At 51.6% G+C, this 26,819-nt stretch carries 21 protein-coding genes; all 21 read right to left on the bottom strand.

The window, feature by feature from the left end; translation table 11 throughout:
- Positions 1 to 383: 383 nt before the first annotated feature.
- A complete protein-coding gene (locus ACKWCC_RS12840; RefSeq protein ID WP_413996345.1) occupies positions 384 to 1,448 on the bottom strand; it encodes a M20 family metallo-hydrolase in 1,065 nt (354 codons plus the stop codon).
- Between the two features lies 1 nt (position 1,449).
- Positions 1,450 to 2,229: an acetylglutamate kinase gene (gene argB / locus ACKWCC_RS12835; protein ID WP_413996344.1), complete on the bottom strand. Its 780-nt coding sequence runs from the start codon at positions 2,227 to 2,229 to the stop codon at positions 1,450 to 1,452.
- Positions 2,230 to 2,338: 109 nt separating this feature from the next.
- Positions 2,339 to 3,130 (bottom strand): glutamate 5-kinase, encoded by a 792-nt coding sequence (proB, locus tag ACKWCC_RS12830; RefSeq protein WP_413996343.1) that lies wholly within the window; start codon positions 3,128 to 3,130, stop codon positions 2,339 to 2,341.
- Between the two features lie 85 nt (positions 3,131 to 3,215).
- Entirely contained in the window at positions 3,216 to 4,154 is a 939-nt protein-coding gene (locus ACKWCC_RS12825) for a Rossmann-fold NAD(P)-binding domain-containing protein (RefSeq protein WP_413996342.1), read from the bottom strand.
- Between the two features lie 146 nt (positions 4,155 to 4,300).
- Positions 4,301 to 5,443, bottom strand: a complete 1,143-nt coding sequence (locus ACKWCC_RS12820) for an aspartate aminotransferase family protein (protein ID WP_413996341.1) — start codon at positions 5,441 to 5,443, stop codon at positions 4,301 to 4,303.
- 251 nt (positions 5,444 to 5,694) lie between these two features.
- The gene (gene proC / locus ACKWCC_RS12815; RefSeq protein ID WP_413996340.1) at positions 5,695 to 6,489 is read right to left on the bottom strand and encodes a pyrroline-5-carboxylate reductase; all 795 of its coding nucleotides are present in this window, start codon (positions 6,487 to 6,489) and stop codon (positions 5,695 to 5,697) included.
- 116 nt (positions 6,490 to 6,605) lie between these two features.
- Complete coding sequence (argC, locus tag ACKWCC_RS12810) at positions 6,606 to 7,580, bottom strand: N-acetyl-gamma-glutamyl-phosphate reductase (RefSeq protein WP_413996339.1); 975 nt, start codon at positions 7,578 to 7,580, stop codon at positions 6,606 to 6,608.
- A 172-nt stretch (positions 7,581 to 7,752) separates the two neighbouring features.
- Positions 7,753 to 8,964 (bottom strand): argininosuccinate synthase, encoded by a 1,212-nt coding sequence (argG, locus tag ACKWCC_RS12805; protein ID WP_413996338.1) that lies wholly within the window; start codon positions 8,962 to 8,964, stop codon positions 7,753 to 7,755.
- Positions 8,965 to 9,067: 103 nt separating this feature from the next.
- The gene (locus ACKWCC_RS12800) at positions 9,068 to 9,697 is read right to left on the bottom strand and encodes a GNAT family N-acetyltransferase (protein ID WP_413996337.1); all 630 of its coding nucleotides are present in this window, start codon (positions 9,695 to 9,697) and stop codon (positions 9,068 to 9,070) included.
- A gap of 233 nt (positions 9,698 to 9,930) precedes the next feature.
- Positions 9,931 to 11,274, bottom strand: a complete 1,344-nt coding sequence (locus ACKWCC_RS12795) for a mannosyltransferase (RefSeq protein ID WP_413996336.1) — start codon at positions 11,272 to 11,274, stop codon at positions 9,931 to 9,933.
- Between the two features lie 128 nt (positions 11,275 to 11,402).
- On the bottom strand, positions 11,403 to 11,552 hold the full coding sequence (locus ACKWCC_RS12790; RefSeq protein ID WP_413996335.1) for a hypothetical protein: 150 nt from the start codon (positions 11,550 to 11,552) through the stop codon (positions 11,403 to 11,405).
- A 452-nt stretch (positions 11,553 to 12,004) separates the two neighbouring features.
- Positions 12,005 to 12,796 carry an AAA family ATPase gene (locus ACKWCC_RS12785; RefSeq protein WP_413996334.1) on the bottom strand — a complete coding sequence of 264 codons (792 nt, stop codon included), beginning with the start codon at positions 12,794 to 12,796 and terminating at the stop codon, positions 12,005 to 12,007.
- Between the two features lie 165 nt (positions 12,797 to 12,961).
- Positions 12,962 to 14,956 (bottom strand): monovalent cation:proton antiporter-2 (CPA2) family protein, encoded by a 1,995-nt coding sequence (locus tag ACKWCC_RS12780; RefSeq protein WP_413996333.1) that lies wholly within the window; start codon positions 14,954 to 14,956, stop codon positions 12,962 to 12,964.
- A gap of 234 nt (positions 14,957 to 15,190) precedes the next feature.
- Positions 15,191 to 18,334 carry a cytochrome c biogenesis protein CcsA gene (locus ACKWCC_RS12775; protein WP_413996332.1) on the bottom strand — a complete coding sequence of 1,048 codons (3,144 nt, stop codon included), beginning with the start codon at positions 18,332 to 18,334 and terminating at the stop codon, positions 15,191 to 15,193.
- A 90-nt stretch (positions 18,335 to 18,424) separates the two neighbouring features.
- Entirely contained in the window at positions 18,425 to 19,930 is a 1,506-nt protein-coding gene (gene nrfA, locus ACKWCC_RS12770; RefSeq protein WP_413996331.1) for an ammonia-forming cytochrome c nitrite reductase, read from the bottom strand.
- Positions 19,931 to 19,942: 12 nt separating this feature from the next.
- The gene (gene nrfH / locus ACKWCC_RS12765; RefSeq protein ID WP_413996330.1) at positions 19,943 to 20,536 is read right to left on the bottom strand and encodes a cytochrome c nitrite reductase small subunit; all 594 of its coding nucleotides are present in this window, start codon (positions 20,534 to 20,536) and stop codon (positions 19,943 to 19,945) included.
- An 80-nt stretch (positions 20,537 to 20,616) separates the two neighbouring features.
- Entirely contained in the window at positions 20,617 to 21,906 is a 1,290-nt protein-coding gene (locus tag ACKWCC_RS12760) for an alginate export family protein (protein WP_413996329.1), read from the bottom strand.
- 319 nt (positions 21,907 to 22,225) lie between these two features.
- Positions 22,226 to 23,710 (bottom strand): cellulose synthase family protein, encoded by a 1,485-nt coding sequence (locus ACKWCC_RS12755; RefSeq protein WP_413996328.1) that lies wholly within the window; start codon positions 23,708 to 23,710, stop codon positions 22,226 to 22,228.
- A gap of 1 nt (position 23,711) precedes the next feature.
- On the bottom strand, positions 23,712 to 24,401 hold the full coding sequence (locus ACKWCC_RS12750) for a glycosyltransferase family 2 protein (protein ID WP_413996327.1): 690 nt from the start codon (positions 24,399 to 24,401) through the stop codon (positions 23,712 to 23,714).
- Positions 24,401 to 24,883, bottom strand: coding sequence for a toxin-antitoxin system YwqK family antitoxin (locus ACKWCC_RS12745; protein ID WP_413996326.1), 483 nt, complete (start codon positions 24,881 to 24,883; stop codon positions 24,401 to 24,403). The genes ACKWCC_RS12750 and ACKWCC_RS12745 overlap by 1 nt, the downstream gene beginning before the upstream one ends.
- Positions 24,884 to 25,180: 297 nt before the next feature.
- Entirely contained in the window at positions 25,181 to 26,761 is a 1,581-nt protein-coding gene (locus ACKWCC_RS12740; RefSeq protein ID WP_413996325.1) for a 4Fe-4S binding protein, read from the bottom strand.
- Between the last annotated feature and the right edge of the window lie 58 nt (positions 26,762 to 26,819).

Here is a 26,819-nt window from a genome sequence, read left to right as displayed (position 1 = left end):
GCCATAAAAGAACCTTTTCCTTTTTTAAACCCAGATTATGCACTAGACTTTCGTTATGAGGGTGTAAAGCCCAATAAAATCAAGACTTTTGCGATTGAGGCATAGCCATCGCTACGGTGAGTGAGCAAAAGTCAGTGCAACGATTGATTTTGAAGGGATTTGCATCCGTAATACCTGCCCGTTCCTTTCAGGCGGGGAATTTCTATTGCTTAATCTGGGTTAAACCAATACAGTATTGCTCTCAAGTATTTTACGTTATCCAAAAAGCGACAGGGCGCCTTTAAATTGATAGTGAAAGTGTAGAATATCCTATCTAAAATCTCCTAGCTAAAGTCTCACGTCTCATATCTAACATCTCATATCTAACATCTAAACCCTCAAGTCTATCCAAGAAATCCTTCCAATATCTTAATGTACAGATCGATTCCCTCTTCAATTTCGTGCACGTAAATATACTCATCTGCGGAATGGGAACGGGTGCTGTCGCCAGGCCCCAATTTTAGGGACTGGCAGGTCAAGGCCGCTTGGTCCGAAAGGGTGGGGGAGCCGTAGGTGGTCCTGCCCAGGGCGAGGCCCGACCGTACCAGCGGATGGTCTTTGTCAATTTTGGAGGAGTTGAGTTTTAGGCCGCGTTCCTTGATTTCGCAGGGTGCCCCGGCCTTTAGTACATGGGCAATTTCCTGGTTGGAGTAGGCATCGTTCACGCGCACATCGATCACCAGTTCCACCTGCGAGGGCACCACGTTGTGCTGAGTGCCCGCATTGATCTGGGTCACCGTCATTTTAACGTCGCCCAAGGCTTCGGAGGTTTTCTCGAATTTGTAATTTTTGAACCACTGCAGGACTTCAATGGTATTGTAAATGGCGTTGTTGTCGTTTGGATGTGCCGCGTGCGAGGGGGTTCCCTTTACCACCGCATCAAAGACCACCAAGCCTTTTTCGGCAATGGCCAGCTGCATTAGCGTGGGTTCGCCCACAATGGCCACGTCCACGGGCGGTAGTTGGGGCAGGAGCCATCTTAAACTGTGCGGCCCGGCATTTTCCTCTTCCATGGAGGCCACGATCAAGATATTGTGGTTCAAATTTTCAGAGGCGTAGAAGTGCGTGAAGGTGGCCATGAGCGACACCAGGCAGCCGCCGGCATCGTTGCTCCCCAAACCGTACAATTTTCCATCTTCCGTATGCGGGTGAAATGGGTCCCGGGTGTACGCCTTGTTGGGTCTTACCGTATCGTGGTGCGAATTGAGGAGCAGCGTTGGTTTGCTATGGTCCCAGTGCTTGTTCTTGGCAAAGACGTTGTTGCGGATGCGCTCAAACGGAATATCAAAATGTTGAAACCAAGCCTCAAGGGCATCTGCGGTCCTGTCCTCTTCCCCTGAAAAGGAGGGTATGGAAATCAATTGTTTTAAAAGGTCAATGGCCTTTTCGGTAAGCGTTGTCCGGTTCATGTCAATAAATGAGGGTTGTGAATTTTTCGTTCGATTTGGACAACATGGAGGTATTGCCGATACATACTTTTTCAACACCGCGTTCAAGGGCATAAAAACAGTTGTTCACCTTGGGAATCATCCCGCCCGTTATGCTTCCATCGTCCAGGTATTGGGCAAGGCTCCGATGGTCTATCTGCTCTATGACGGAATCTTCATTCTCCATATCCCGTAAAACACCCTTTTTTTCAAAACAGTAGTATAGCGCGGTGTGGTAAAATGTACTCATCTGAATGGCGATTTCCGCGGCAATGGTGTCCGCATTGGTGTTCAGTAGTTGTCCTTCCTTGTCATGGGTCATGGCACAGAAAACCGGTGTCAAATCCATCTTTAAAAATTTTGAAATGGTCTTGGTGTTCACGGTCTTGACATCCCCTACAAATCCATAGTCAAGTTCTTTTACGGGTCGTTTTTGTGCGCTGATCATATTGGCATCCGCACCGCTCAGGCCAATGGCATTGCAGTGCCCTGCCTGTAATTGGGCCACAATGTTCTTGTTGGTGAGTCCCGCATAGACCATGGTGATCACCTTTAAGGTTTCCGCATCGGTAATTCTTCTGCCATCCACCATTTTGGTTTCCAGGCCCAACTTTTCCCCGAGTTGGGTGGCCCCTTTTCCACCGCCGTGCACCAGTATTTTATGTCCTTCCAGCTGGGCAAAAAGTTTGAGAAACTGCTGCAGCTCCCCTGGGTTTTCAATGACGTTCCCACCTATTTTTACAATGGCTAGTTTTGTTTTCATTTGTTTACTGTACTATCGTTGTTATGGATAAAAGGCCGGACCTTGGAACCGGCGGTCGCGGTGTGCCAGCCCGGGGCCTTCCCGCTTCCTATGGCCCTTCCTGTCCGTTTCAGTGGGGCTGCTTTGTGTTGGCACCCTCCGGCTTTACCCTGGTGTGTTTGGAGGTGCCGCCCAGGGCGTTGGCCATAAAGTTGTCCTCCAGTCCGTTCACGATCCAAGTTTCCACCCCGGCCCGTTGGGCAATGGTGCAGGCCTCTATCTTGGAGGCCATGCCCCCCGTGCCGTGGGTCGATTTTTTGTGGCTTATCTCTTTTTTAAGATCGGCGATGTTGGAAACCGTTTCAATGGTGGTGGGCCGCTCGTTTTCCAATGAGCCCTTTTCATAGATGCCATCGGTGTTGGTGGCAATGAGGAGCAGGTCTGCCCCCACCAATACCGCTGTTAGGGCGGCCAGTTTGTCATTGTCCCCAAATTGGATCTCGTCCGTGGCCACGGTATCGTTCTCGTTAATGATGGGAATGAAGTTGTTGGCCACCAGGACATCTATGGTGTTCTTGATGTTCTCTTGGGATTCCTTTTTCTCAAAATCGGAATAGGACAAGAGGCATTGGGAGGTAAACAGCCCCAGCTCCCTGAAGTTTTCTTGAAAGATGCGCATTAAATGGGGCTGGCCAATGGCGGCCAGGGCCTGTTTTACGTTGATGTCCTCCCCGTTGTGCTCCAGTTTTACAAACTGTCTGGCCGCTGCTATGGCGCCGGAGCTCACAATGATGAACTCATAACGGTGGTGCAGGGCGGCGATCTGCCGCCCAATGTCCTCGATCTTTCCCCGGGAGAGCTGGTCTGTCTCCTTGGTAAGGGTATTGGAGCCAATTTTGAGCAGGATTCTTTTTTTGGTCATCTTCTTTGTCTTTGATCGGTGCGCGTTCCGCCATCAATGGTCGTGGCGGTCCGGGCCAGGTTAAGGTTTTGGTCCCCGTTCATGGTCACATCTGCTCCAACAGCCTTTTCAGCACCACTTGGGCGGCATAGGTGCGGTTATGGGCCTGTTGGATCACCAAGCTCTGGCCGCTGTCCAGCACCGCATCTTCCACCACCATGTTGCGGCGCACCGGCAGGCAGTGCATGAACTTGGCATGCTTTAGTTTGTCCAGGCTCATGCGCCAGTTGGGGTCTTGGTTCAGTACCTCGCCGTAGGCGGTGTAGCTGCTCCAGTTTTTCACGTACACAAAGTCGGCCCCTTTCAGGGCTTCTTCCTGATCGTGCACCAGGGGCACATTTTTGGTGATCTTGGGGTCCAGGGCATATCCTTCGGGATGCGTTATGACAAAATCGGCGTCTTGCAGGTGCATCATCCGTACAAAGGAATTGGCCACGGCATGGGGCAGGGCCTTGGGGTGTGGCGCCCAGGAGAGCACCACTTTTGGTCTGGCCTTTGTGTTGTTTTCGGCAAGGGTAATGGCGTCTGCCAAGGCCTGTAACGGATGCGCCACGGAACTTTCCAGGTTAACAATGGGCACGGAGGCAAAGGAGGAAAATCCGCGAAGTACTTCTTCCGCCTCGTCCCGTTCCCGATGCAACAATTGGGCAAAGGCCCGTATGGCCACGATGTCCGCATACTGGGACACCACCTGGGCGGCTTCCCGCACGTGTTCCGATTTTCCCTTGTCCATTACGCTGCCATCCCCATATTCCAATTGCCATCCCTCTTGGCCAAAATTCATCACCATGACGTCCATGCCCAGTTGCCGGGCCGCCTTTTGCGTGCTGAGACGGGTGCGGAGGCTGTTGTTGAAGAAGAGCAGACAAATGGTTTTTTGCCTTCCCAAATGCTCCAGGGCAAAAGGATCTTTTTTAAGTTGAAGGGCCTCTGCCACCGTTTGCTGTAAATTGTCCAGGTCGTTTATGGAAAGATAGTGTTTCATCTCTTGCTGTTGCTTGGTTTTAGTAAGGGCATGCCGGAGCTTCGATCTGGTTCGGCATTAAAGAAGGGCACGTGCATAAGTTGTCTCGTTCGGGGGTTCCTTGAAATCTTGCAAAGGGCTCATGGCTTGGGATCGGTTGGGAGCCTTCAAGATTGCTCTTGGGACCTCAGTGCGGTGGCCAATCGTTCAAAAAAAACGTCGATATCCGCTTCCGTGATGTTCAGGGCCGGCAAAAACCGCAAAAGGTTTTTGTTTGCGGAACCTCCGGTAAATATATGGTGTTCATAGATCAGTTCCTTGCGCAGGGCCGCCACCTCAAAATGAAATTCCAGCCCCAGCATGAGGCCCCTGCCCTTTATCTTTTTAATTTGGGGCAGTGCCGCCGCCTTGCCGTGAAAATAGCGGCCCAGTTCGTTGGCGTTTTCCAACAGCCGTTCTTTTTCCAAGACTTCCAGTACCGCCAAGGTGGCCGCACAGGCCAAGTGGTTGCCGCCAAAAGTGGTGCCCAATTGTCCGTACCAAGGTTCAAATTTGTTGTGGATCAGCACCCCGCCCACCGGGAATCCGTTGCCCATGCCCTTGGCCATGGAAATGATGTCCGGGTCAATGCCGTGATGCTGAAAGGCGAAGAAGGTTCCGCTGCGTCCAAAACCGGATTGTACCTCATCTGCGATCAGGACCACCTTGTGCTCATTGCATTTTTGGGCCACAAACCGATAAAATTCCGTGGTGGGCTCATCCAATCCGCCCACTCCTTGAATGGCTTCAAGGATAACGGCGCAATGGCCGCCTTGGGCCAGGGTTTCCTCAAAGGCCGCAAAATTGTTCAACGGAACAAAATCCACCTTTTGCTGGGCGTTCAATGGCGCCACAATTTTAGGGTTGTCCGTCGTGGCCACGGCTGCCGATGTTCTTCCGTGAAAACCGTTCCCAAAGGCGATCACCTTGGATTTTCCCGTATGGAAGGAAGCCATTTTTAAAGCGTTTTCGTTGGCCTCTGCCCCCGAATTGCACATAAACAGTTGGTATTGGGGGCAACCGGACAGGCTTCCCAGTTTTTGGGCCAGTTCTTCTTGCAGCGGATTCTTTATGGAATTGCTGTAGAAGGCAATGGCATCCAATTGGTCCTTTAACCGCTTTACGTAGTGCGGGTGCCCGTGGCCAATGGAAATGACCGCGTGGCCGCCGTAGAAGTCCAAGTACTCCTTTCCTGTATCATCCGTTACCACAATGCCCTTGGCAGACACTGGGGTTACGTTGTAGAGCGGATATACGTCAAATAGGTTCATGTTTTAGATTCAAGTTCAGTTTCCAGTTCAAGTGTTTTTAAAAGGCGCGTTTGTTGCAGTGGGGTGGTTTTTGAAGGGTAGCCCATGGTTGTTGTTCCCAGGTTGATTTCTGACACTATGGCATCCCACCTCCCACAGCAAATTTCCAATTTCTAATTTCCAATTTCGTATTTCGTACTTCCCATTTCGTACTTCCCACCTCCCATTTCGTATATCGTACTTCGTATATCGTACTTTGTCCTCCCCATTTCTCACTTCGACTTAAATTCCGTGATTTTGTCAAAAGAGGCCACGATGCCTTGGATCAGGGAAGAGCTCAATCCCTGTATTTCCATTTCGTTGAGCCCTTTTATGGTGCAGCCCATGGGGGTGGTTACCTTGTCTATTTCTTCCTCGGGGTGGTTTCCGGATGCTATTAACAGGTCTGCGGCCCCGTTGCAGGTGTGCATGGCCAGTTCTTGGGCCTCCTTGGCGTCAAAGCCCAGCTGAATGGCCCCTTGGGTGGTGGCGCGGATCAGGCGCATCCAAAAGGCGATGCCACTGGCGCAGATCACCGTGGCGGCCTGCATCTGGCTTTCCGGAATTTCCATGGTATGCCCCATTCTGTTGAAGATGCTCTTGGCCAGGTCTATCCGGTTCTTGCCCTGTTGGTTGGTGCAGAGACAGGTCATGGATTTGCCCACCGAAATGGCCGTGTTGGGCATGCTGCGCACGATATAGGTGGCCTTGCCCAGGATACGTTCCATTTTTTCAATGCTGAAACCCGTTATGGTGGATATGATGACATGGTTTTCCGTTAACAAGGGCTTTATGTCTTCCAAAATTTGTCCAAAATGGTTGGGCTGTACCGCAAAGATCAAAATGTCCGAGTTCTTTACCGCCTCCGCATTGTTGGTGGTAACGGTGACGTTGCCGTATTTTTCAAAATGTTGGATGCTCTTGGTGTCCCGTTTGGTGAGGTACATGGTGGTGGCGCCGTTGCTGTTCAAGATGCCCTTGGCAATGGACAGGCCCAAATTTCCGGTTCCGATGATGGCTATTTTCATGAATAATGGTTATTAGTAAAACGTACAAAGTATTACGTACTCATTTCTCTTCAACAATATGTTATCAGTGTCCAGTACTTTGTGCTCAATACTCCATACTTTCTAATTGATACCCGCTAAAATACCCCCGCCTTTAAATTCAGTCCCAGATCTTCTTCCAACCCAAGCATGAGGTTCATGTTCTGCACGGCCTGCCCCGACGCCCCCTTTAAAAGATTGTCTATGGCCGATGTTACGAGCAAGGTGTTCCCGTGCCCATGCAGGTGCAGGTGACATTGATTGGTGTTCACCACTTGTTTCAGATGGATGGGGGCTTGGGCCAACTGCGTAAAACGGGCAGCCGCATAAAAGGTACGGTAGAGTTCGGTGGCCTCTTCCAGGCTTCCTTTAAAATGGGTGTAGGCCGTGGCCAGGATGCCCCGGGTAAAGTTCCCCCTGTTGGGGAGGAAAAACAGTTCTCCCGGATTGGGCTGTAAAGACCCCAGGCTTTCCTTGATCTCTCCCAGATGCTGGTGCGTAAAGGGCTTGTACCAGCTTACATTGTTGTTGCGCCAGCTAAAATGGCTGGTCCCGGTGGGCTGCACGCCGGCGCCGGTACTTCCCGTTATGGCGTTCACGTGCACTTGTTCGGTAAGCATCCCTGCCTTGGCCAGGGGAAGCAAGGCCAATTGTATGGCCGTGGCAAAGCAGCCCGGGTTGGCAATGTATTGGGCGCTTTCTATCTGCGCCCTGTTCAGTTCCGGTAGGCCGTACACAAATTCCTTGTCCTGGAAATGGGCGTCTTTCCGCAACCTAAAATCGTTGCTCAGGTCTATGATCTTGGTGTTGGCCGAAAATGGATGCTCTTGCAGAAATTTGGTGGAGTTGCCGTGGCCCAAACAGAGAAATACCACATCTACCTTCAAGTTCACGGTTCCCGTAAAGGCCAAATCGGTCTGGCCCAAAAGATCGGGATGTGCAGCCGTCAGGGGTTTTCCCGCCCGGGTGGTGCTGTACACAAAATCCAATTCCGTGGCGGGGTGCTGCAATAGGATGCGGATCAGCTCCCCGCCCGTATAGCCCGATCCACCTATAATTCCTGCTTTTATCATCGTAATCAGATACTTGTTTTGTTTTGTTCCGCGCTTTTCAACCTTTAACGTCAAATTTCAAATTGCCCATTTCGCATTTCCCACTTCACAATTCCCACTTCGTACTTCCCATTTCGACCTTTGTATTTCGTACTTCTAACTTCGTACTTCTAACTTCCAACTTCGTACCTCATCACCCTTCACCTTCGGAGGCCATATTTCCAAGGGGGTTCACGTGGCGGTATATCTTCCCTGCGTTGGACAGGATTTTGATGAAGCCCTTGGCGTCATCGGCCGTCCACCCTTTGTTCACTTCCCCATAACTGCCAAAAGAGGCGTTCATGAGGTCGTGGGGCGAAGCAATGCCGTTCAACCGGAACTGAAAGGGGTAAAGGCCCACAAACACATCGCCGGACACAGTTTTTTGGGTGTCCGTTAAAAAGGCCTCGATATTGCGCATGACGGGATCCAGGTAATGGCCCTCGTGCAAGAGCATGCCGTAAAAGTTGCCCTGCTGCTCTTTCTGGAACTGCTGCCATTTGGTGAGCGTATGTTTTTCCAACAGATGGTGGGCCTTTATGGTGATGAGGGCCGCAGCGGCCTCGAACCCCACGCGCCCTTTGATGCCAATGATGGTGTCCCCTACGTGGATGTCCCTTCCTATGGCGTACTTGTTGGCCATGGCTTCCAGATTTTCTATGTTGTTCACCGGGCTGTCCTTTTGCCCATCAATGGCCACCAGTTCCCCTTGGTCAAAGGTGAGTTTTACCTCAGACGGTTCTTTTTTCGTCAACTGGCTCGGGTAAGCGTGATCGGGCAGCGGTCTCTCGGAGGTCAGGGTTTCTTCGCCCCCCACAGAAGTGCCCCACAGGCCTTTGTTGATGGAATATTTTGCCTTTTCCCAAGGGTAGTCCACCCCATTTTCCTTGAGGTAGGCTATTTCCGCTTCGCGCGATAGGGTGTGGTCCCGGATCGGGGTAATGATGTTGATGTCGGGGGCCAAGGTCTGGAAGATCATATCGAAGCGCACCTGGTCGTTCCCGGCCCCGGTGCTGCCGTGGGCAATGTGCCCCGCGCCCAGTTTTTTGGCATGGTTTACAATGGCAATGGCCTGTACAATGCGCTCGGCACTCACGGACAAGGGGTAGGTGTTGTTTTTTAGTACGTTGCCAAAGATGAGGTATTTTACCACCTGGTCGTAAAAGGTCTGTACGGCATCTATGGAGGTGTAGCTGGTGGCGCCCAGTGCCAAGGCCTTTTGTTCTATGTTCCGAATTTCCTCGGCCGAAAATCCGCCGGTGTTCACGCTCACGGCGTGCACCTCAAATCCCTTTTCCTTGCTCAAATACTTGGCGCAATAACTGGTATCCAGTCCGCCACTGTAGGCCAATACTAATTTTTTCATGTTCTTTCCTTTGTTTTATGCTATGCGCGCCCCTATTGGAGGGCATTTTTCCCATGGATCGTTCTTTACCTGCTCCTTTTCCCTTGCCTTGGGCGGCGCCAGGTCAGGAACCGTGTTTCTTTTTTTTGAAGAACAGGGTTTCCTTGATGCTTTTTAGTCGTTTAAACGCTTTGCCGTTCAATTTCCCCTCTTTTTTGCTGGGGGCCGCTTTGGCATTGGGGTCGTGCAGCATGCCGGTACAGAGGCACAGCTTTCGCTCGGTACGCGTTAGGATATCAAAGTTTTTGCAGGTCTGGCAACCCTTCCAAAATTCAGGGTCATCGGTGAGCTCGGAAAATGTCACGGGTTTGTAGCCCAGTTCATAGTTGATCTTCATGACCGCAAGGCCCGTGGTGATGCCAAAGATTTTGGCATTGGGAAACTTTTCCCGGCTCAGTTCAAAAACGCGCTGTTTAATCTTTTTGGCCAGCCCCTGCCCCCTAAAATCGGGGTGCACGATGAGCCCGGAATTGGCCACGAACTTTTCGTGGCCCCAGACCTCAATATAGCAAAAGCCGGCAAACACATCGCCGTCCAGGGCAATGACCGCATTGCCGTTCTCCATTTTCTTCTGTATGTATTCTGGCGTGCGCTTGGCAATGCCGGTACCGCGCACCTTGGCGGAATCCTCTATGGTGGCACAGACGATGGGGGCGTATTTAAAATGGGATTCGTTGGCAACAACAAGGTTCATTGTCATTGATATTTAGAGGTAAAAAGTAAAATTGATGTGGATTGTGCGGAAATGGACTCACCTATCTCCATATAAAAATCGTACCCCTTACGGGCGACGGCGGCGAGCGGCGAACGCGTGCGTGGGAACCAGGATGTTCCTTGTTGCGGTATTGTGGTCTTGTCCGTTCATTGGGGTAAATGTACAAATTAAATGGGATGCACCAAGGCCGTGGGCCAAAATTTACAAAAACCTCAGCTTTTGTTACGATATCGTAAGCCTTCGTACACCATCAACCCTAAAACCAAGAGATATTCAGCCCATAAAAACCATCCGCTTTCCGTGTAACCTGGCTGGGAATAGGCGTAGTAGCTGAGTACGGCGGTCGCAGACCATAGGATGGCAAAGCGGTAGGGCGTAAAGACCGTGAGGGCCACCAAAAAGATCAGGTACCACGGGTGCACCGTGGCAGACATGAAGTAGTACAATGTCAATATCCAGAGCATGGAGGAGAGCAGCACGGAGAGCTTATCGTTTTTCCGGAAGAAGGTAACCGCCAGCACCAGGCCAATGGTGATCAGGGGCGTAATTTTCCCGTAGGTCTTTATGAGTTCCCAAGGCTTGGCATTGAACTGAATGCCCAGGTATTTCACCACATTCCAAATACTGGCGTTGAACTCAAAATTGGAGAACCAGAGTCCGATCGTCTGGCCGTAGTTCGTTATGAACTCCGGGGAGTAAAAAGGGACAAAGAGCAGCAGGGAGGTAAGCCCTATGAGCGTGTAAAAAACCACACTTTTTTTAAGCCCGAAGTGTTTCAGGAACAAGGGCAAGAACAAAAGGGGCACCAGCTTCACCGAAATGGAACAGGCATAGACCACCGCTGCCCATGCCCATTTTTGTACGGACAGCAGGTACAGGGCCCAAACGAAGAAGAAAAGCATCACGCCCTCAAAATGTAGGTTGCCGGTGAGCTCCACAATGACCAGCGGATTAACAAAGTACCAAAAGATGAGGTGTGGCGGTCGGTTCAGATGTTTTAAGAGTTTTTGCCCAAAATGGAAGATGCCCAGATCGGCCAGGACAATGCAGCCCCTGAGGGCGATCACCGTTCCCAAGACGCTTTGGCCTCCCAACTGGGCCGCCAGGGCAAAGAGAAGCTGGTTCAAGGGCGGGTAGTTGCTGTAGTGCTTGGCACTGAGCTCGCCCATGCCCCGGTGTAGGTCCTGGGCGTTGGGCACGATCAGGTCTGGCTGTTCGATCAGGGTGTTGGGCACCGCCAGATAGGGATTTATGAAGTGCCGCACCAAATGCCCGTCCCAAACAAAACGATAAAAATCCTGGGAAAGGTTGGGCTCCACGAACAGAAAGATCAGCCGAAACAGAATGCCCGCGCCCAGCAGCATTCGGTAGTTCCATTTTTCCCGTCGCACCAAGGCAAAGCACAGCACAAAGAGGGCCGTGAACAGGGCCAGGAGCTTGGGAAATTCCGTCCGGTCCAAATAATGGGCAAAGGTGTAGTACAGCGCGGCACTGAGCAGCGTCAGGAACAAGGAGGTCCTGTGGAGTTGCAGAAAGGTGCCCATACGCTCGGCCATGGTGTTGCTTGCTTGGTGCGGGCTAATGTAAAGGTTTTTGAAAAAGATTGGGAGTCCTTGGGCACATACTTATTGCTCAACACCATTTTCCCATTGAAAATTGGCCAAAAATGGTTTCTTTTTACGCCCTACTGCAACATAAAAATAAGCCATGGCTGGGCGATGCCTGCTTTTTTCTTTTTCGCAGGCCAAAAGGATAATTCAATTTGGCTGTAATTTAATTCTGTGCTGAAAATTTTATGTTGCACCGATAAAAAAATGAACTCTTTTGAAATCATCGCTACGGGCTTTCATTTTCGGTCTGTGTTCCTTCCCCTGGCAGGGGAAGGAACACCAATGGGAACAGTGTGCTGAAAAAAAAGGAGCAGCTGTTGAGAAAAATAGGTGAGCGACCCCTAGACCACAGGGCTTGGAACATTGGTGAAACGTTTTTAAAAGGTACGTTTATAGATTTGGTTGATCAAAGCTGTTTTTAACTAGAATTTATTTTTAGAGGTCAGTAGATAGTTACCTATTTTAAATCGAGTTGATAGCTTAAATGTCAGGCTGAGCGCCCGCCTGAATTGTAGTCGAGGCAGGCAGTCGAAGTCTTCCTTGGCTGGCAAATGGTTCTCTCCCGAAATTTCGGGAGCGCTCGAACTGACAATAGTAAAAATTATTAACCGTATTATAATCAAATAATTACCTTGTTTGATGGATAGGTATTTATCTACTGACCTCTATTTATTTTTCATCCCAAATGCCGCAAATAACGTCCTGGGTCGTTCAAAAAGGATCTGGTTACCGTATAGTGCTCCGTCTCCTCCAGGGGCACCTGCTTCATTCCTTCCTGGTTCACCTCGTAGATGGTGGCACCGGGAAAGGCCATGAGCATGGGCGAATGGGTGGCAATGATGAGCTGGCTGGTGAACTGCCGTAGATGTTCCTGCATAAAATAAAGGAGGGACAACTGCTTTAGGGGAGAAAGGGCGGCCTCCGGCTCATCCAACAGATAAAGACCGCGGTCAACGATCTTCTCCTGCATGATCTTTAGATAGGCCTCGCCGTGGGAAAAGGATTGTAGGTCCTGCCCGTAGCGCTTTCGCATGTGGTGTATTTGGTGGTTGGCACTGTCCTTCATTTCCTGGATGATGTGGTCCGGAACCGCACCCTCCAGATCGGCCATGAAACCGTGCAGTTTGCCATCTTGCCGGTCTATGCTGTTAATGAGGTTCCCAAAGTCTTCCGCCCTGAAAAAGAAGCCGGTGCTGCGCTCCCGTTCCCAAGAAAGTTCCAAATGCGGCAAGAGGGTCCTGGCCGCCTTAAAGCCCTTTTTTTGGTATCCGGAACCATCCATGTGCGGCAGTTGCAAGCGGTAGGCCAACAACTCCAACAGCGTGGATTTTCCCGTGCCGTTATCGCCAATAAGGAAGGTTACCGGGGTTTTCAAGGCTATGTTCTTGGCAAAGCGAACGGCCGGAACATCATAGGGAAAGGGATGGGTACGATTGGGGTCTATGCTAAAACTGGAGAGGTAGGGCATGGGGTTTACGTTACGTTCTGGTGTTACCCCTAAAGATAGGAAAAAGTGGGTTGGGCCATGGCATGGAGATGGACTTTGGCACCAGCGCTGCCTTGGGGCCAGGGCAGAGTGGCGTTGCCCTCATCAAAAAAAAATAAAAAATGCCCCGTCTGCGCAAGGCCCCCATCATTTGATCACCTTGTGAAAATGCTCAATGTCATGCGGATTGCCCTGTAGATAGACAATGTCATGCTGTTTCAGGGTCTCTTCCGGCCGTATGGTCTGGAGTAAATCGTCCTTGCGCATGATGCCCAGGATATTGATGCCGTAATTGGCCCTGAGCTGCAGTTCCTGAAGGGGCTTGCCCAGAAACTTATTGCTGTCCGAATTGATTTTTAGACAGGTAATGTGAAACTCCGGATGGTTTTTGGCGCGGTAGGTGCTGGCGCGTTTTTGATCGTCCTTGAAGAGCTGGTAGTTGTCTGCCCTCACCTTTTCCACAATATGCTCAATGTCATCTTCGGGGATCAGGAAGTTCTGCAGTACCCGGGAGAAGATCTGCACCGAGGTCTCGAACTCTTCGGGAATCACAATGTCCGCCCCAAGGGCCATAAGTTCGGAGGTTTCCTTGACATAGCGGGTGCGCACCACAAGGTAGAGCGATTCTGACTGCGAACGCACGTTCTTTATGGCCACTTTGGTGCCGTGGTTGTCCGATATGGCAATGACCGCCACCCGCGCATCTTCCAAATGGGCCTTTTCCAAAATGTGGTGCTGGGTGGCATCGCCGTAGAGGATGGGCACCCCTTTTTGGCGTTCCCTCTTTACCGTTTCCGCATTCATTTCTATGGCCACATAGGGAATGTTGCTGTCTGCCGCTGCCTTGGCCAGGTTGCTGCCGTTTATACCGTAGCCAATGATCACCAAGTGATTGTTCAGTTCCCTTCCCGGAAGTTCCGCCAGGGCCGCGTTGGGATCTACCGTGTTGCCGTAGCCCAGTTTTTCCGATACCCCAATGACCCTTTTGGCCATGTTCTCCGAAAAGATGATGACAAAGGGCGTAAGCAGCATGGACACAATGCTCACGGACAGGAAATATTGGTTGGTGTCCGCATCCAAGAGGTTGTTCTCAATGCCCACCTTGGAGAGGACAAAGGCAAATTCGCCCACTTGAAAGAGGGACAGCCCCGTGAGGATCACCGTTTTCTTTGGGTAATTGAGCACGGCCACGGCGATGCCCGCCGCCAAGGACTTTACCACAAAAACGGCAATCACCAAAAGGCAGATGACCAGAATGTTCTGGAAAAAGAAGTTGAGGTCCAACAGCATGCCAATGGACACAAAAAAGAAGCTGATGAACAGTTCCCTAAAGGGCAGGATCACACTGGTGGCCTGGTAGCTGTACTCGGACTCGGAGATGATGAGCCCGGCCATGAACGCCCCCAGGGCCAGGGAGAGTCCGGCCTCCGAGGTAATGAAGGCCACGGCAAAGCAAAGGGTCACCGTGACCAGCAGAAAGAGTTCCTTGCTGTTGGTCTTGGCCACGGCGTGCATGAGCTCCGGAACCACATAGCGCGCCAAGAGCACCGTGAGCACAATGACCACCGCGGTCTTGAGCAACAGGCTGAGGATGCTGCCACCAAGGTCCCCGGACGCTCCGGCGATCAAGGGGGTGATCAGCATCATGGGCACCACAATGATATCCTGGAAAATGAGAATGGCCAGGGCATTGCGTCCGTGCGGGGTGTTCATCTCGTGCTGGTCCTGCAAGGTTTTGAGCACAATGGCCGTACTGGACAGGGAGAACAAGAAGCCTATAAAGAGCGATTCGTTCCAGGAATTGCCCAAAAAGTAATAGATGAGCCCCGCCACCACCAGGGTGATGCCCATTTGGAGGAAACCGCCCACGAACACCGTTTTCTTAATGGAGGCCAATTGTTTTATGGACAGCTCCATGCCAATGACAAAGAGCAAGAGGATCACCCCAATCTCAGAAAGAATCTCCACTTGTTCCACGGCGGTGACCAAACTGAGGCCATAGGGGCCAATGATCACTCCGGCCACTAAAAAGCCAATGACAGAGGGGAGTTTTAGCCGCTGTAGCATAAAGACAATGACCACGGAGAACACCAAGAGCACCAAAATGTCCTGCAATAAGGGAATCTGTATGATCGGTATCATTTAAGGTCTTTTGGAAAACACGAAATTAAGCTAAAAATGGCGAAGCGCTGCGCCGTTTGGCCCATAATGCATCCCTTTCCTTTAGCCGGAACCAGCCCTATGCCCACCACTCAAGGATAGGGAACCTTCCCACCCCTTGGAAGGCAACTAAAGGCAGCACTCACCGAAAAAAAAAAAGGGAGGCCGTCCGCAAAACTGCAGGGTCTCCCTGTTAAAGATCCTTGGACTGGCTGTTTAGGCCGGTTTTTCCTCCACTTTCTTTTTACGTAGGTAGGCGGCAATGGAAATGATGATCACAATGGCAATGAGCACATAGATGAACTTGGGAATGGGAACGGGATCCCCGGAGGCATAGCTGTGCAGGCCGCTGAGGTAGTAGTTTACCCCAAAGGAGGTCATGATGATGCTGCCAAAGGCAAACACGCTCACCATGTTGAGCACATAGCGGTTGTTGAGCGCGGGGATAAAGCGCAGGTGCAGCACAATGGCGTAGATGATGATGCTGATCAGCGCCCAGGTTTCCTTGGGGTCCCAGGCCCAGTAACGGCCCCAGGACTCATTGGCCCAAACGCCGCCCAAAAAGGTGCCAATGGCCAACACAAAGAGCCCTATGGTCATGGAGATCTCATTGATGTACGTAAGTTCCTTGATCTTTACATTGATGACGGATTTGGTGGCTTTGGTCCTGAAAATATACAGCAACAGGGCCATAAAGCCCAAAATGGCGGAGAGGGCCAGCGGGGCATAACTGCTTACAATGGTGGCCACGTGCACCTTGAGCCAGAACGATTTTAGCACGGGCATGAGGTTGGTGATCTCGGGGCTGAGCCAATCCAAATAGCTCACAAAGAGCAGGGCGCCAGAAAAGAGCGTGGCCAGTGGTAGGGCAAAGTCAGACTGCCTAAAGGTAAGGAGCCCACAGAGTACCAGGGTCCAGGCCACAAAGACCAACATTTCGTACCCATTGCTCCAAGGCGGGTGCTCTGCAATGTACCAGCGCAACAGAATATTGCCCGTAAAGAGGAGAAAGCCCACCAGCGTGGCAATGATCAAGAGGTTCCAAAAGATCTCCAGGGCCTTCTTTTGGGCAAATATCTTTACAATGGCCAGGACCAGGAGCAGGCCACCGAGCACAAAGAAGAGTTGAAACAACCAGAAGTTCAGGTTCAGTTGGTTGTACCACAGCTCTGCCTCTATCTGCTTGTCACTGGGCATGATGTCCTTGCCCAGAACATCTTGGAAGGTTTTTATATAGGCCAGTTTGTCGCTCGCCTCCACCCACTTTTTTAGGTTCACATCCGTATAGTAGGTAGGGATGATCTGTTGGGCAAACTGCGCATCATCTGGCGGAAAGTCCTGGAAATGGTGGGTGTGGCTGTGCCAGGTATTGTTCTCGTCCTCTTTGTTGGGAAAGATCTTGAGGTAGTTGCCGGAAAAGACATTGAAGAGGATGTTGAAGCGCTCATCCACATCCAGCACTTCGTTGTCAAACTCACTGCGTTCCGCGGGCTTTTTCTGGTTGGCCTCTTCCACCACCTCGGCCAAGAGGTACTTCCCGTCTGCGTCCAAAAATCCCTTGAAGGACACCAGGCCATCGGCACTGATGTTCAGCTTTTCAAAGAGCGTGCCGCCCTTATCGGCATCTACCTTTATGAGAGGAATGTACTGCCATACGTTGGATGCGGCCTGCATGGCCAAAAAGGTCTGGTTGGCGTTAAGGCGCACGCTTTTGCCATTTTCGGTGAACACAAAGTGCGATTTGCGCGAGAGTTTTCTCAAAAATTCAGAGGCCAGGGTGTTCAACGGCTTGATCCTGCCGTCCAGGTCCTGTACCATGATCCTACCGAACATATCGGCATGCTGCTCATCTACCCGTTGTTGTTCTATGGTGGCCAAATTCACCACGGGCTCTTTTGGGGCTTCGGTCTGTGCCCGGGCGCCAAAGGAAAGGCCCATGAGCAAAAGTAGGGCGGCGGTTTGCTTCAGTTTTTTCAACTTTTTGTTGATCAGGGTAAAACGGCTCGTTTTTCCGAAGAGGGTAAAGAACATCCCCACCATCATCAGAAAATAACCAAAATAGGTCACGTACGTGCCCACGGCATCATGGCTCACGGCGAGCACGGTGCCTTTCTCGTCCGTGTCATAGCTGGCCTGGAAGAAGCGGTAGCCCCCGTAATCCAAGACATTGTTCATAAAGATCCGGTAAGGGGTCTCGGTGTCCCCGTCCAGGATCTTTACCTCACTGGCGTAGGAAGACGGACTGGTGGAGCCGGGGTAGCGCTCCAACTGAAAATCTTCCAAATGAATGGCAAAGGGCGTGGTCAGGGGCTCGGCACCGTAGGAGAGGGAAAGGTCCACCCCATTTACGGTGAGCTCGTGCTGTGTGGGCAGAAAGCCCTGACGGTAGAGCAGGGTGGCGGTCTTGGTCTCATTGCCCACGGTAACGTTCACCACTAGGGCATCGTCCTTCTGTTCGTCATTGTCCTTTACTTTTTCGGCGGAGGTCACCAATCTGATCTCACCGCTCTCGTAATAGGAAGTGGGCACAAAGGAGGCGTCCCCATCCCGGTAGAGCGTCTTGAGCGCTATGTTGTGCAGGCTGTCCCTTTTTAAGGTGGTGGCGGTTTCCGTGGCCATGACAAAGGCGCTGATGTCCCTGGGCGATCGTAGGGTGAACTTCCCATCTTTTTCCATGATGTTGATTACCCCTGGGGCATTCACCTCAAAGCCCACCAGGTGGCGGTGCTGGCCAATGGCCTCTATTTCGCCCTTTTCCAGGAACACGGTCTCCCGTCCGCTGCCGGAAGAGGTCACCATTTGAAGCATGGGCTTGCCGTTGGGTACGCCCTCCACAATTTCCGGAACGGCGTCTGCCACAAATTCCCCGTAGGAAATGGTCACCGGTTTGTTGTTGAACTCGGTGGAAATGGTAAAATCGTTGTCGCTCAACGGCGAGAAGTTCAGGTGCTCTTTTACCATCTTCACCTTTCCGTCCCCGGTCATGTGGGCGTGCAGGTAGTTGGCATCCGAAATGATGGTGTTGCTGGCCTTGCCCTCCCTGATGCGCATGACGCCCCCGTAGGAGATGTAGCGGGTAATGCCCGCACCCAAGAGCACCACGATAAAGGACAGGTGGAACAGGAGAATGGGCCACTTTTCCAAGCGCCATAACCTGTACTTAAAGGTGTTCATTAAAAAGGACACGCCCAGGCCAAACATGACCAGCTCAAACCACCAGGCATCATAAATGAGCTTCCAGGCGGTGGCGGTGCCAAAATCATTTTCTATGAAGGTGGCGGCGCCCATGGCAAAGGCAAAGACAAACAGTAAGACAACGGCCAGGCCGGGCGAGGCCAAAAAACGATATAACTTATCCATAAATAGTGTAAAAAGTAGTGGTCGCTTAAAAAACGGGAACCAATTTTTTAAACGACCAGCTGTGTAAAATTATAAATCTCTAAAAAGGGCTTAGTCGTTCGCCGTGGAGGCAACGGCTTTGGGATCGTCCATTTTGGCCTCACGGGCCTTGGCTTCTTCCAACCATTTTGGCAAGAGGTTCTCCTTGAACTTGGCTTTGTCCGCATCCAATTTCTCCATGTCCAGGCCAATGTACTCCTGTGCTTTGGCCTTGGTGGAGAGATCGGGCATCTCCAAGGGCTTGTTATGGCCCAGGTCTGCCAAGGTACGTGCCAATTTTAGGCGTGCTTCCTGCACTTTGGCCAAGCCGCTTCCAATGACCCTGGCGATCTCTACCGGGGCGTGGAAGGAGGCACCGTGCGCGGCGGCGGAATAGTCCCAACGCCATTGTGCGTGGCGTATGTCCATTAAAATGGGCTTCATCTGTTCTTCGGTGGCGCCCAGCTCCCAGCATTTTTCTGCCTCCAAGTGGGCATTGACCAAAAGGTGCTCCAATTTTTCACGGGTCTCGGAAGACTTGCGCTGCCTTTCATAAACATTGGCCACCAATTTGTCCGCATCTTCCCGGTGGCACACCTGGCAGGCATTGGCCACATTGTTCAAGGGAGATTGTATGTGGTGGTCGGTGAACTTTTGTCCGCCCTCGCTCTTGTAGGGCATGTGGCAGTCTGCGCAGGAGACCCCGCGATCGGCGTGCACACCCATTTTAAAGGTTTCATAACCTGGGTGCTGTGCCTTGATCATGGGTGCCTTGCTTAGCTTGTGCGTCCAGTCTGAAAATTCCATATTGTCATAGTAGTTCTCCATGTCCTCCACCGTCATCCCGTCTTTCCAGGGAAAGGTAAGGTAGGGCACCCCTTCCTTGCCGGGCTTGCTCTTGTCAAAATAATATTCCACGTGGCACTGGGCGCAGACCAGGGAGCGCATTTCATTGTGGGTGGCCTGGTTAATGTCCTCTCCCATGGCATCAAAGGCTTCCACCAGTGCGGGCCTTGTAATGCGCAGTTTCATGCTCTCCGGATCGTGGCAGTCCGCACACCCTATGGGGTTCACCACTTCGGGCACCATTTCCGCCCAGGTGCTGCCGTAGAATTCGGCCACCCCGATCTCGTCCATCATCCTGGGCACATCGGGACTCTTACAGGTCCAGCAGGTGGCGGGCATGGGACCATCGTCCTTGGATTCCGGTGCACCGGTGCGCAAGGTGTTGTGCACGTCTTCAATGGCATAAGAGTGCCCCCGTCCCTGGTTGTAGTCCTTGGAGAAGCCGTAACCGGCAAAAAGGACCACCAGCGCCGGGTACTTGTCCAGCATGTCCGTCATGGCGCTACCGCCCTGGAAGGACCTGAAGGTGGTGTCCTTGGTCTGTAGGGATGATTGGTACTCCAGGGGAAAGTTCTCTCCCCAGACCTCGTTCCTGGGCTCGTTTTCCGCAATGTCCACTTTGGGCACATATTGGTACTTTGCCTCAGATTTTCTGTTGATGATGCTCGAAGCCAAAAGTCCCAGCAGGAACACCACCACGATCGTAACCACAAACAATACTTTATTTTTCATCTTCCCTTATTTTTAATTTTTAACTTCTTCTGCCAGCCATTCCGGTATCACGGCCTCTTCTTTATCCGTGGGCAACGGTGCCACGTTGTATTTTACGGTGGTGAGGCCGCGTACCGTGCCGTGGGGCACGGAGGTATGGCAGCTCCAGCACTCGCGTCCGGTCCTGCTTTCCTGGTGGCCTTCCAGCCAGCCGTCATATTTTACCTGGGTCACCTGCTGCACGTGGCACCGAATGCAATTTTGTTGTACCACTTCCTTGGAGGCCTCTTTGGTCTGGATCACATCGGGCTCCGCGCGAGCGGTGAATACAGAGGCGTGGTAAAGGCCGTCCTTGGCCTTGAAATAGTATTTTTTCACAAAGTTGTCCTGGGGCAAGTGGCAATCGTTGCAATTGGCCCATTCCCGGTGGGAACTGTGCATCCAACTATTGTAAACGGGCGTCATGACATGACAGTTCACACAGGCCTGTGGATCGTCCGATAGGTAGGAGGTGATCTTTGCCTCTTGGGCAATGAACAACCCCATGCCAATGATCACGGCAATGAAAAACCCTGCTGTTTTTCGCCATTTGGGACTCTTGGGCAATATTTGAAAGTTGAACTTCAAGACTTACATTTATGTTAATAAAAATATAAAATTAAATTGATAACCAAACTTTTTCCAGTCATAATCGCACACCCCCGACCTTATTCTTTTTTGGTGCTGAACAGGGTGGGCTTAATGGTGAGTTGGGCCCAGGCCCAGTTATTGGTATTGTCGTTGGGGCGCCCTCCCTTGATCAGGCTCATGCTCTCCGAGGCAAACATGTGCGAGTAACCAATGTTCAGTTTAACGGCCTTCATCAGTTGTTGGGTATAGACCAGATCCACTTCCGTGCCCAGATAGGCATCCGCATCATTGCTCAGGTCCGCATTGGCCCCAAAATAGTGCACCTTGGTGAGCAGGGTGGATTTCTCCCCGGTCTTAAAAACGGCCTTGGCGTAGAAATCGTTGAGTCCCACGTTGTTGGCGTGGTTGCCCACATAGAAGTAGTCCATGAAACCGTTGAACTTGTGGTTGGTGCCGTAGAGCGGAAAGAAGGAACGGTTCTTGGTGTCCCCGTCCTGGTCGGTGCCGCTAAGCACCTCAAAGCCCAATCCATAAAGGGTCTTGTTGGGTTTGTAGTTGGCCTCCAGGGCCAGGTTGTAGGAGCTCAGGTCCGTGCTGCCGTTGGCCTTGCCGCCCTGGTAGTAGGCCGATCCAATGAGGTTCAGCGCGCTCACGGGAAAGGTAAAGTGCGATCCCACGGTGTGGCGGTAATAAACCCCGTCCGGAACGGTGTTGGTGGCGTCCGTGAAGTCCTGGAAACCGGTGTTCAGGAGCAGGAAGCTGGCAGAGGCCCTGTCCCAGGTCTGCTTTAGGTGGGCAAATTGCATGGCCTTGTAGGTAAAGGCGCCCTGAAGGAAAAAGCCATTGCCCTCAAAGTTGAGGCCCTCTTGGCTAAAGGCAAAGCCTAGGTCTGCCTTAAAACGGTCCTTGTTGTACCTTAAAAGCGCCGCGTCATGAAAACGCCCCTGCATGGCCCAGTCCAGTTCCCCAAAAATGCGCTCGTCGTCATAAGAGATCACCTGGCGCCCCAATTTGGTGCTCCAGTTCTCGCTGATCTCATAGGCCACCCAAGCCTGGAAGAGGGAAAAGGAATTGTTGCTGTCCGCGGGGTCTATCTGCCGGGTATCTCCCCAGACGCTCACGTCCTGTATGTTCACCGCCATGGAGAGGCGGTCCAATTTGTAGTCCACATTGAGCCTTGATCGTTGTACCACAAAGGCCGCGGGATCGGCATTGTCGGGGAAGAGGTTGCCAAAACCGTGGCGGTACTCAAAACGGGGCCGGATGTCGGCCCCTATTTCCAATTGCGGAAAAACTTCCTGCAACGGGGTCATCAGGGCCAAAAGTAGGAGGATACTGAGAAACGAAAGGGGTTTGGTTCCGGTCATGGTCATTTCTTAATTTAGGACTACAAAGAACCGCATCCCTACCTTTAAGAACTATGACAATTATCATTGTTGTAAATTCCAAATTTTGAAAAAACCGGATGTTTTTTTATTTTTTATGCTGAAAATCAGTAGGTTGAAGAGAATAAAAAGTATTAAGATTTTTTTGTCCTTTACTGCTGCCCCGATGCTTTTACCTTGGTTCGAAGCTTTGAAATGGAAAAAAACATCCGGCCTCCGCCATGGTGTGCAGGCCTTTTGGTGGTGTGGCCAAAAAGACGGCTTTCCCATTGTGGGGCGGATGGGCTTTTTGTGCCAAATATCAGATCCTTGCCGTGAGCGACTTCAAGAAGACAAAGCCGAAGCCCAAAAAGAGCATCAAGTGAAAGGGAAAGAGCCCAAAGTCGTTCAAGGGCACGGCGCTGTACATCCCAAAGAGGAAATAGAGCATCAGGGCAAATTCCAAAATGGTGTTGGGCGATAATTTTTTGGTGAGGTATTTGTTGCCCTTCCAGCTTTCGGACAGTTTGTTGATGTTGAACTTTGGGGTGCGCACAAATTCACTGCGCTTGCCCATATGGCCCTCCAGAACGGCAATGGAGTTGTGCAGGGAAAACCCCAGAGCCACGGAAAAAAAGGTGAAAAAGAGCTTAATGTAGTCCACAAAACGATCAAAACCACCGCCCTGAACGCTCTTGTAGGTAAACCAATAGCACACGAAGAGGATCAGCGTGCTCAGGATAAAAAAGCTGGTGGCTTCAAACACCCAGCCCAGATGACCAAAGGCATTCTTGATGTACAGCATGGGAATGCTCAAGAAGGCCACGATGAAGACACAGAGGAACATGGAACTGTTTAGCAGGTGCATGACCCCGTGAAATTTGGTCTTAAAGGGAATGTTCTTTGCCGTGACCACGCTCCAGACCGATTTCCGGAAGTTTTCCGCCCCGCCCTTGTTCCAGCGAAATTGTTGGGAGCGTGCCGCACTGATCACCACGGGCAGCTCGGCAGGGGTCTCCACATCTTCCAGGTACTTAAACTTCCAGTCCTTGAGCTGGGCGCGGTAGCTCAGGTCCAGGTCTTCCGTCAGGGTATCGCCTTCCCAATTGCCCGCGTCCAGGATGCACTCTTTGCGCCAGATGCCGGCCGTGCCGTTAAAGTTAATGAAGTGGCCCTTGGCATTGCGGCCCACCTGTTCCAGGGTAAAATGGGCGTCCAGGGCAAAGGCCTGGATACGGGTAAGGGTACTGTATTCCCGGTTTATATGTCCCCAGCGTGTCTGTACCACCCCAATGTCCGGGTCCTTGAAATAGACCACGGTCTTTTTGAGCCAGTCGGGCTCGGGAAGGAAATCGGCATCGAAAATGGCAATGAAATCGCCCTTGGCGCGTTCCAGGCCTTCCTTAAGGGCCCCGGCCTTGAAACCACTGCGGTTGTTGCGCCGTATGTGCTGTATGTCCAAGCCCGTTTCCCTGAGCGCCTCAATGCGGCGGGCGGTGCGCTGCACGGAATCGTCCGTGGAATCGTCCAGTACCTGTATCTCCAGTTTGCTCTTTGGGTATGCCATTTGGGCCATGTTGTCCAGCAGGCGGTCCATGACGTAGGCCTCGTTGTACACGGGCAACTGTATGGTCACATAAGGGATTTCCTTGGGGTCCAAAAGGTTGTACTTGGGCGCCGTGCGGTTTTCCCTTTTTTGGCCCAAATAGTTCACCAAGAGGTTCAGTTGGGCCAAACTGTAAAAGAAGATGAGCAGCAGGGAAAGGCTGTAAATGGCAATGATGATGTACGCTAGTGCAAGTACCATGTTATCTTAAACTGTATTTAAAAATCCAACCCAATATTTTTACGCCGGCAAAGATAGTGCCTTTTACGGTGCCGGACACTTTGGAGACGCCAATTCTTTTTTTGTAACGTACTGGTACTTCGGTATATGTCATTTTTTTCCGGAGTACCTTGAGCTGCATTTCCACCGTCCAGCCATAGGTCTTGTCCTCCATTTCCAAGGCCTTGAGCTGTTGGTACTTAATGGCCCGGAACGGCCCCAGGTCCGTGAACTTGGCGTTGAAGAACAGCCGCATCAAAAAAGTGGCCAGGGCATTGCCAAACACTTGTTGGGGCGTCATGGAGCCCGGTTCCCTGAGTGCCTTGGTCCGTGCGCCCACCACAAAATCCATATTCCGTTCCAAGATCGGGGCCACCACCTTGTTCAGCTCTCCCGGATAATCTGAATAGTCGCCATCAATGAACACAACGATGTCCGGCGGCGGCTCCTGTTTGGCCAGGTGTGCTATGCCCTTGAGGCAGGACCGGCCGTAGCCCATTTGCTTTTCGGTGAGTACCGTGGCACCCGCTGCCCTGGCGTTTTCCGCCGTGGCATCGGTGCTGTTGTTGTTCACCACAATGATTTCGGAAACGCTTTGGGGCAGCTCTCGAATGACGTGGGCAATGGAATCTGCCTCGTTAAAGGCGGGGATGATGACACTTATCTTGGGCATTATCTTAAATCTGTGATCGAGTTTTCTTTTTTGAACGCGCTCAAACTGAACCATTCCTTTATTTTTTTGCCCTTGCTGTATTTCTGTGCGGCAATGAGTTTGTTGTTGGCGTACTTTAGGCAATAGCCGTTTTTAATGCCGTTGCTCAATTGGCACTTATGCATGAGTTGGCCGTGCCCGTCATAAAAAAGCCACCACTTCACTTTCTGTCCCCGCTTAAAATGACCCTCTTGGGCCAGTGTTCCATTTTGGTCGTAAAAATACCAGTATTGGTCGCGTTGGTCGTTTTTATAATGTCCTTGTGATGCCATTTCACCATTGGGGTGGTAGTACTTCCAGTAACCTGTCTTGCCCGTAGTGTTTTGCCACCCCTGGGATCTGAGGGTTCCGTTGGGGTAATGCTCCTTGACATATTCTTCCTTGTCCCAAGAAAATAGGCATACAAGGGCAAGCATTCCCAAAAGGATCGGTTTCAGGGGCATGGGACGTTATGTTGAGCGATGAGGTTGCCATAAGATGGGCCGTGGCCTGTTTTCACGGGGCCTTGCCCCATTATCGGAACCGTCTTCTGGTCCGTTCCTTGTCTTGCGGTCCGTTGGGGCAAAAAAAACATCATCTGTTCTGTAGGATTAAAAAATATGCAAAAGGCTTCATGGCCAAGTTGTTCGTATTGAAAATCCATTTTGTCTTGGGCGAAGGTATTTAAAAATACCTGTTCTCCCATAGCCAGTTCCGGTCTTGTTGTCTGCGCGGTTCAGTGCTCTTCTCCAGATCGGGGCCTAGGTATCGTTCATCAGTTCCATCAGGTCCACATCGTTCCCCAAGAGCACCTGTGTGGGGTTTATGCGCCCTTTTTCCGGGCCGTTCTCCAAGCTCAGCACCCCTCTTGGGCACACGGCAGAACACACCCCGCAGCCCACACAACTGGAGCGTACAATGTTCTCGCCCTTTTGGGCATAGGCACGCACATCTATGCCCATTTCGCAGTAGGTACTGCAATTGCCGCACGAAATGCACTGCCCGCCGTTGGTGGTGATCCTAAAGCGCGATTTAAAGCGTTGCACAAAGCCCAGATAGGCCGCCAGGGGGCAGCCGAAGCGGCACCAGACCCTATTGCCAAAGATGGGATAGAAACCGGTGCCGATCACCCCTGCAAAAACAGCCCCAATGAGCAGGCTGTATGAATTTTGCACACTACTGGTCTTTATGCCCAGCACCGTGCCGCTCTCGGCAAAGAAACTGTACAGTGTCATGCCGGTCATGGCCACGGCAAAGACCAGCACACCGTGTACCAGCCAGCGCTCCACCCGCCAGGAAAAGAGCGATTTGCTGCTGTGCTGCCGGTAGGGATCGCCCAGGGTCTCGGCCAGACCGCCACAACCGCAGACCCAGGAGCAGTACCAGCGCTTACCGTAGAGATAGGCTAGAACGGGCACAATGACCAAGGTGAGCAAAGTGCCCCAGAAAAGAATGAAGATGCCAATGCCACCGCTGGCCAAGAGCGACTTTAAATTCCATTGAAAAAAGAAATCATAATCCAACGGAAAGGCATTCTTAAAATCGTAATACGGCATCTGCAACCGCACCATGATTTCTGGAATCAGGAAGGCGAACACGATCTGAAAGAACAACACCGAGGTGGTGCGCAGCAATTGGTAGTTGTTATGGCGGTACTTAATGTACATGCGCACCGCCATGACCACCATGACCACACAGTACATAAAGCCGTACAGGAACCAATGTCCGGCAGGGTTGCCGCTCAACCCTTCGCTGATGGGGTCCACGAGATAGGTCCAGTTTACCGCGTATTCCGATCTAAAGTAGAGGACAAGGTAGAAGCCCACCAGGAAAATGAACACCAGCCAGGCGATCCACCCTCTGTTGGTACTGTTCTGTTGATAGATATGATCGTTCTTAATGCCCTTTTGGCCCAATAATACCACTTGGGGGAGAATGAACATGAGGGCACCAACAATGCCCAGGCCAAAGGTGAGCAGCCACATGGTCCATTTGTTTTGGGGAACAAATCCTGTACCGGCCATTTTGCCCAGGTCTGCCGCCATGGTGTGTGGGTCGGTGTAGATGACCTTGCCCCATTCCTTGTTCTTTTTGTGCAGGGCATTGGCCTGCTCCAGCGCTTCCGCAACCTTGGGCGAGAAGGACGGCATTCCTGAAAAGGTCCGGCCCACCACGGTGGTTTCCATTTTGGAAACAAAGACATCGCTTTCAATGCCCTTGCTGGTAACGAACGCGCTAAAATCCTTGGAGGTAAGGGAATAGGTGCCCACAACGGGCAATAGGGTAAAAATACCCAATCCGATCAAAAAAAGGCCAAGCCCCAGGTGCTGCAGTGTTTTCATTGGTATTCTTCACTTTTGTTGGCGCCCTCTTGCCCAAGGCCGGGGAAATCGCCGGGAT

Origin of the sequence: Maribacter aquimarinus (genome assembly GCF_047345505.1) — a bacterium.
Classification (GTDB): Bacteria; Bacteroidota; Bacteroidia; order Flavobacteriales; family Flavobacteriaceae; genus Maribacter.
The sequence above is the reverse complement of the archived record's forward strand: the minus strand, read 5'-3'. Positions and strand labels throughout refer to the sequence as shown.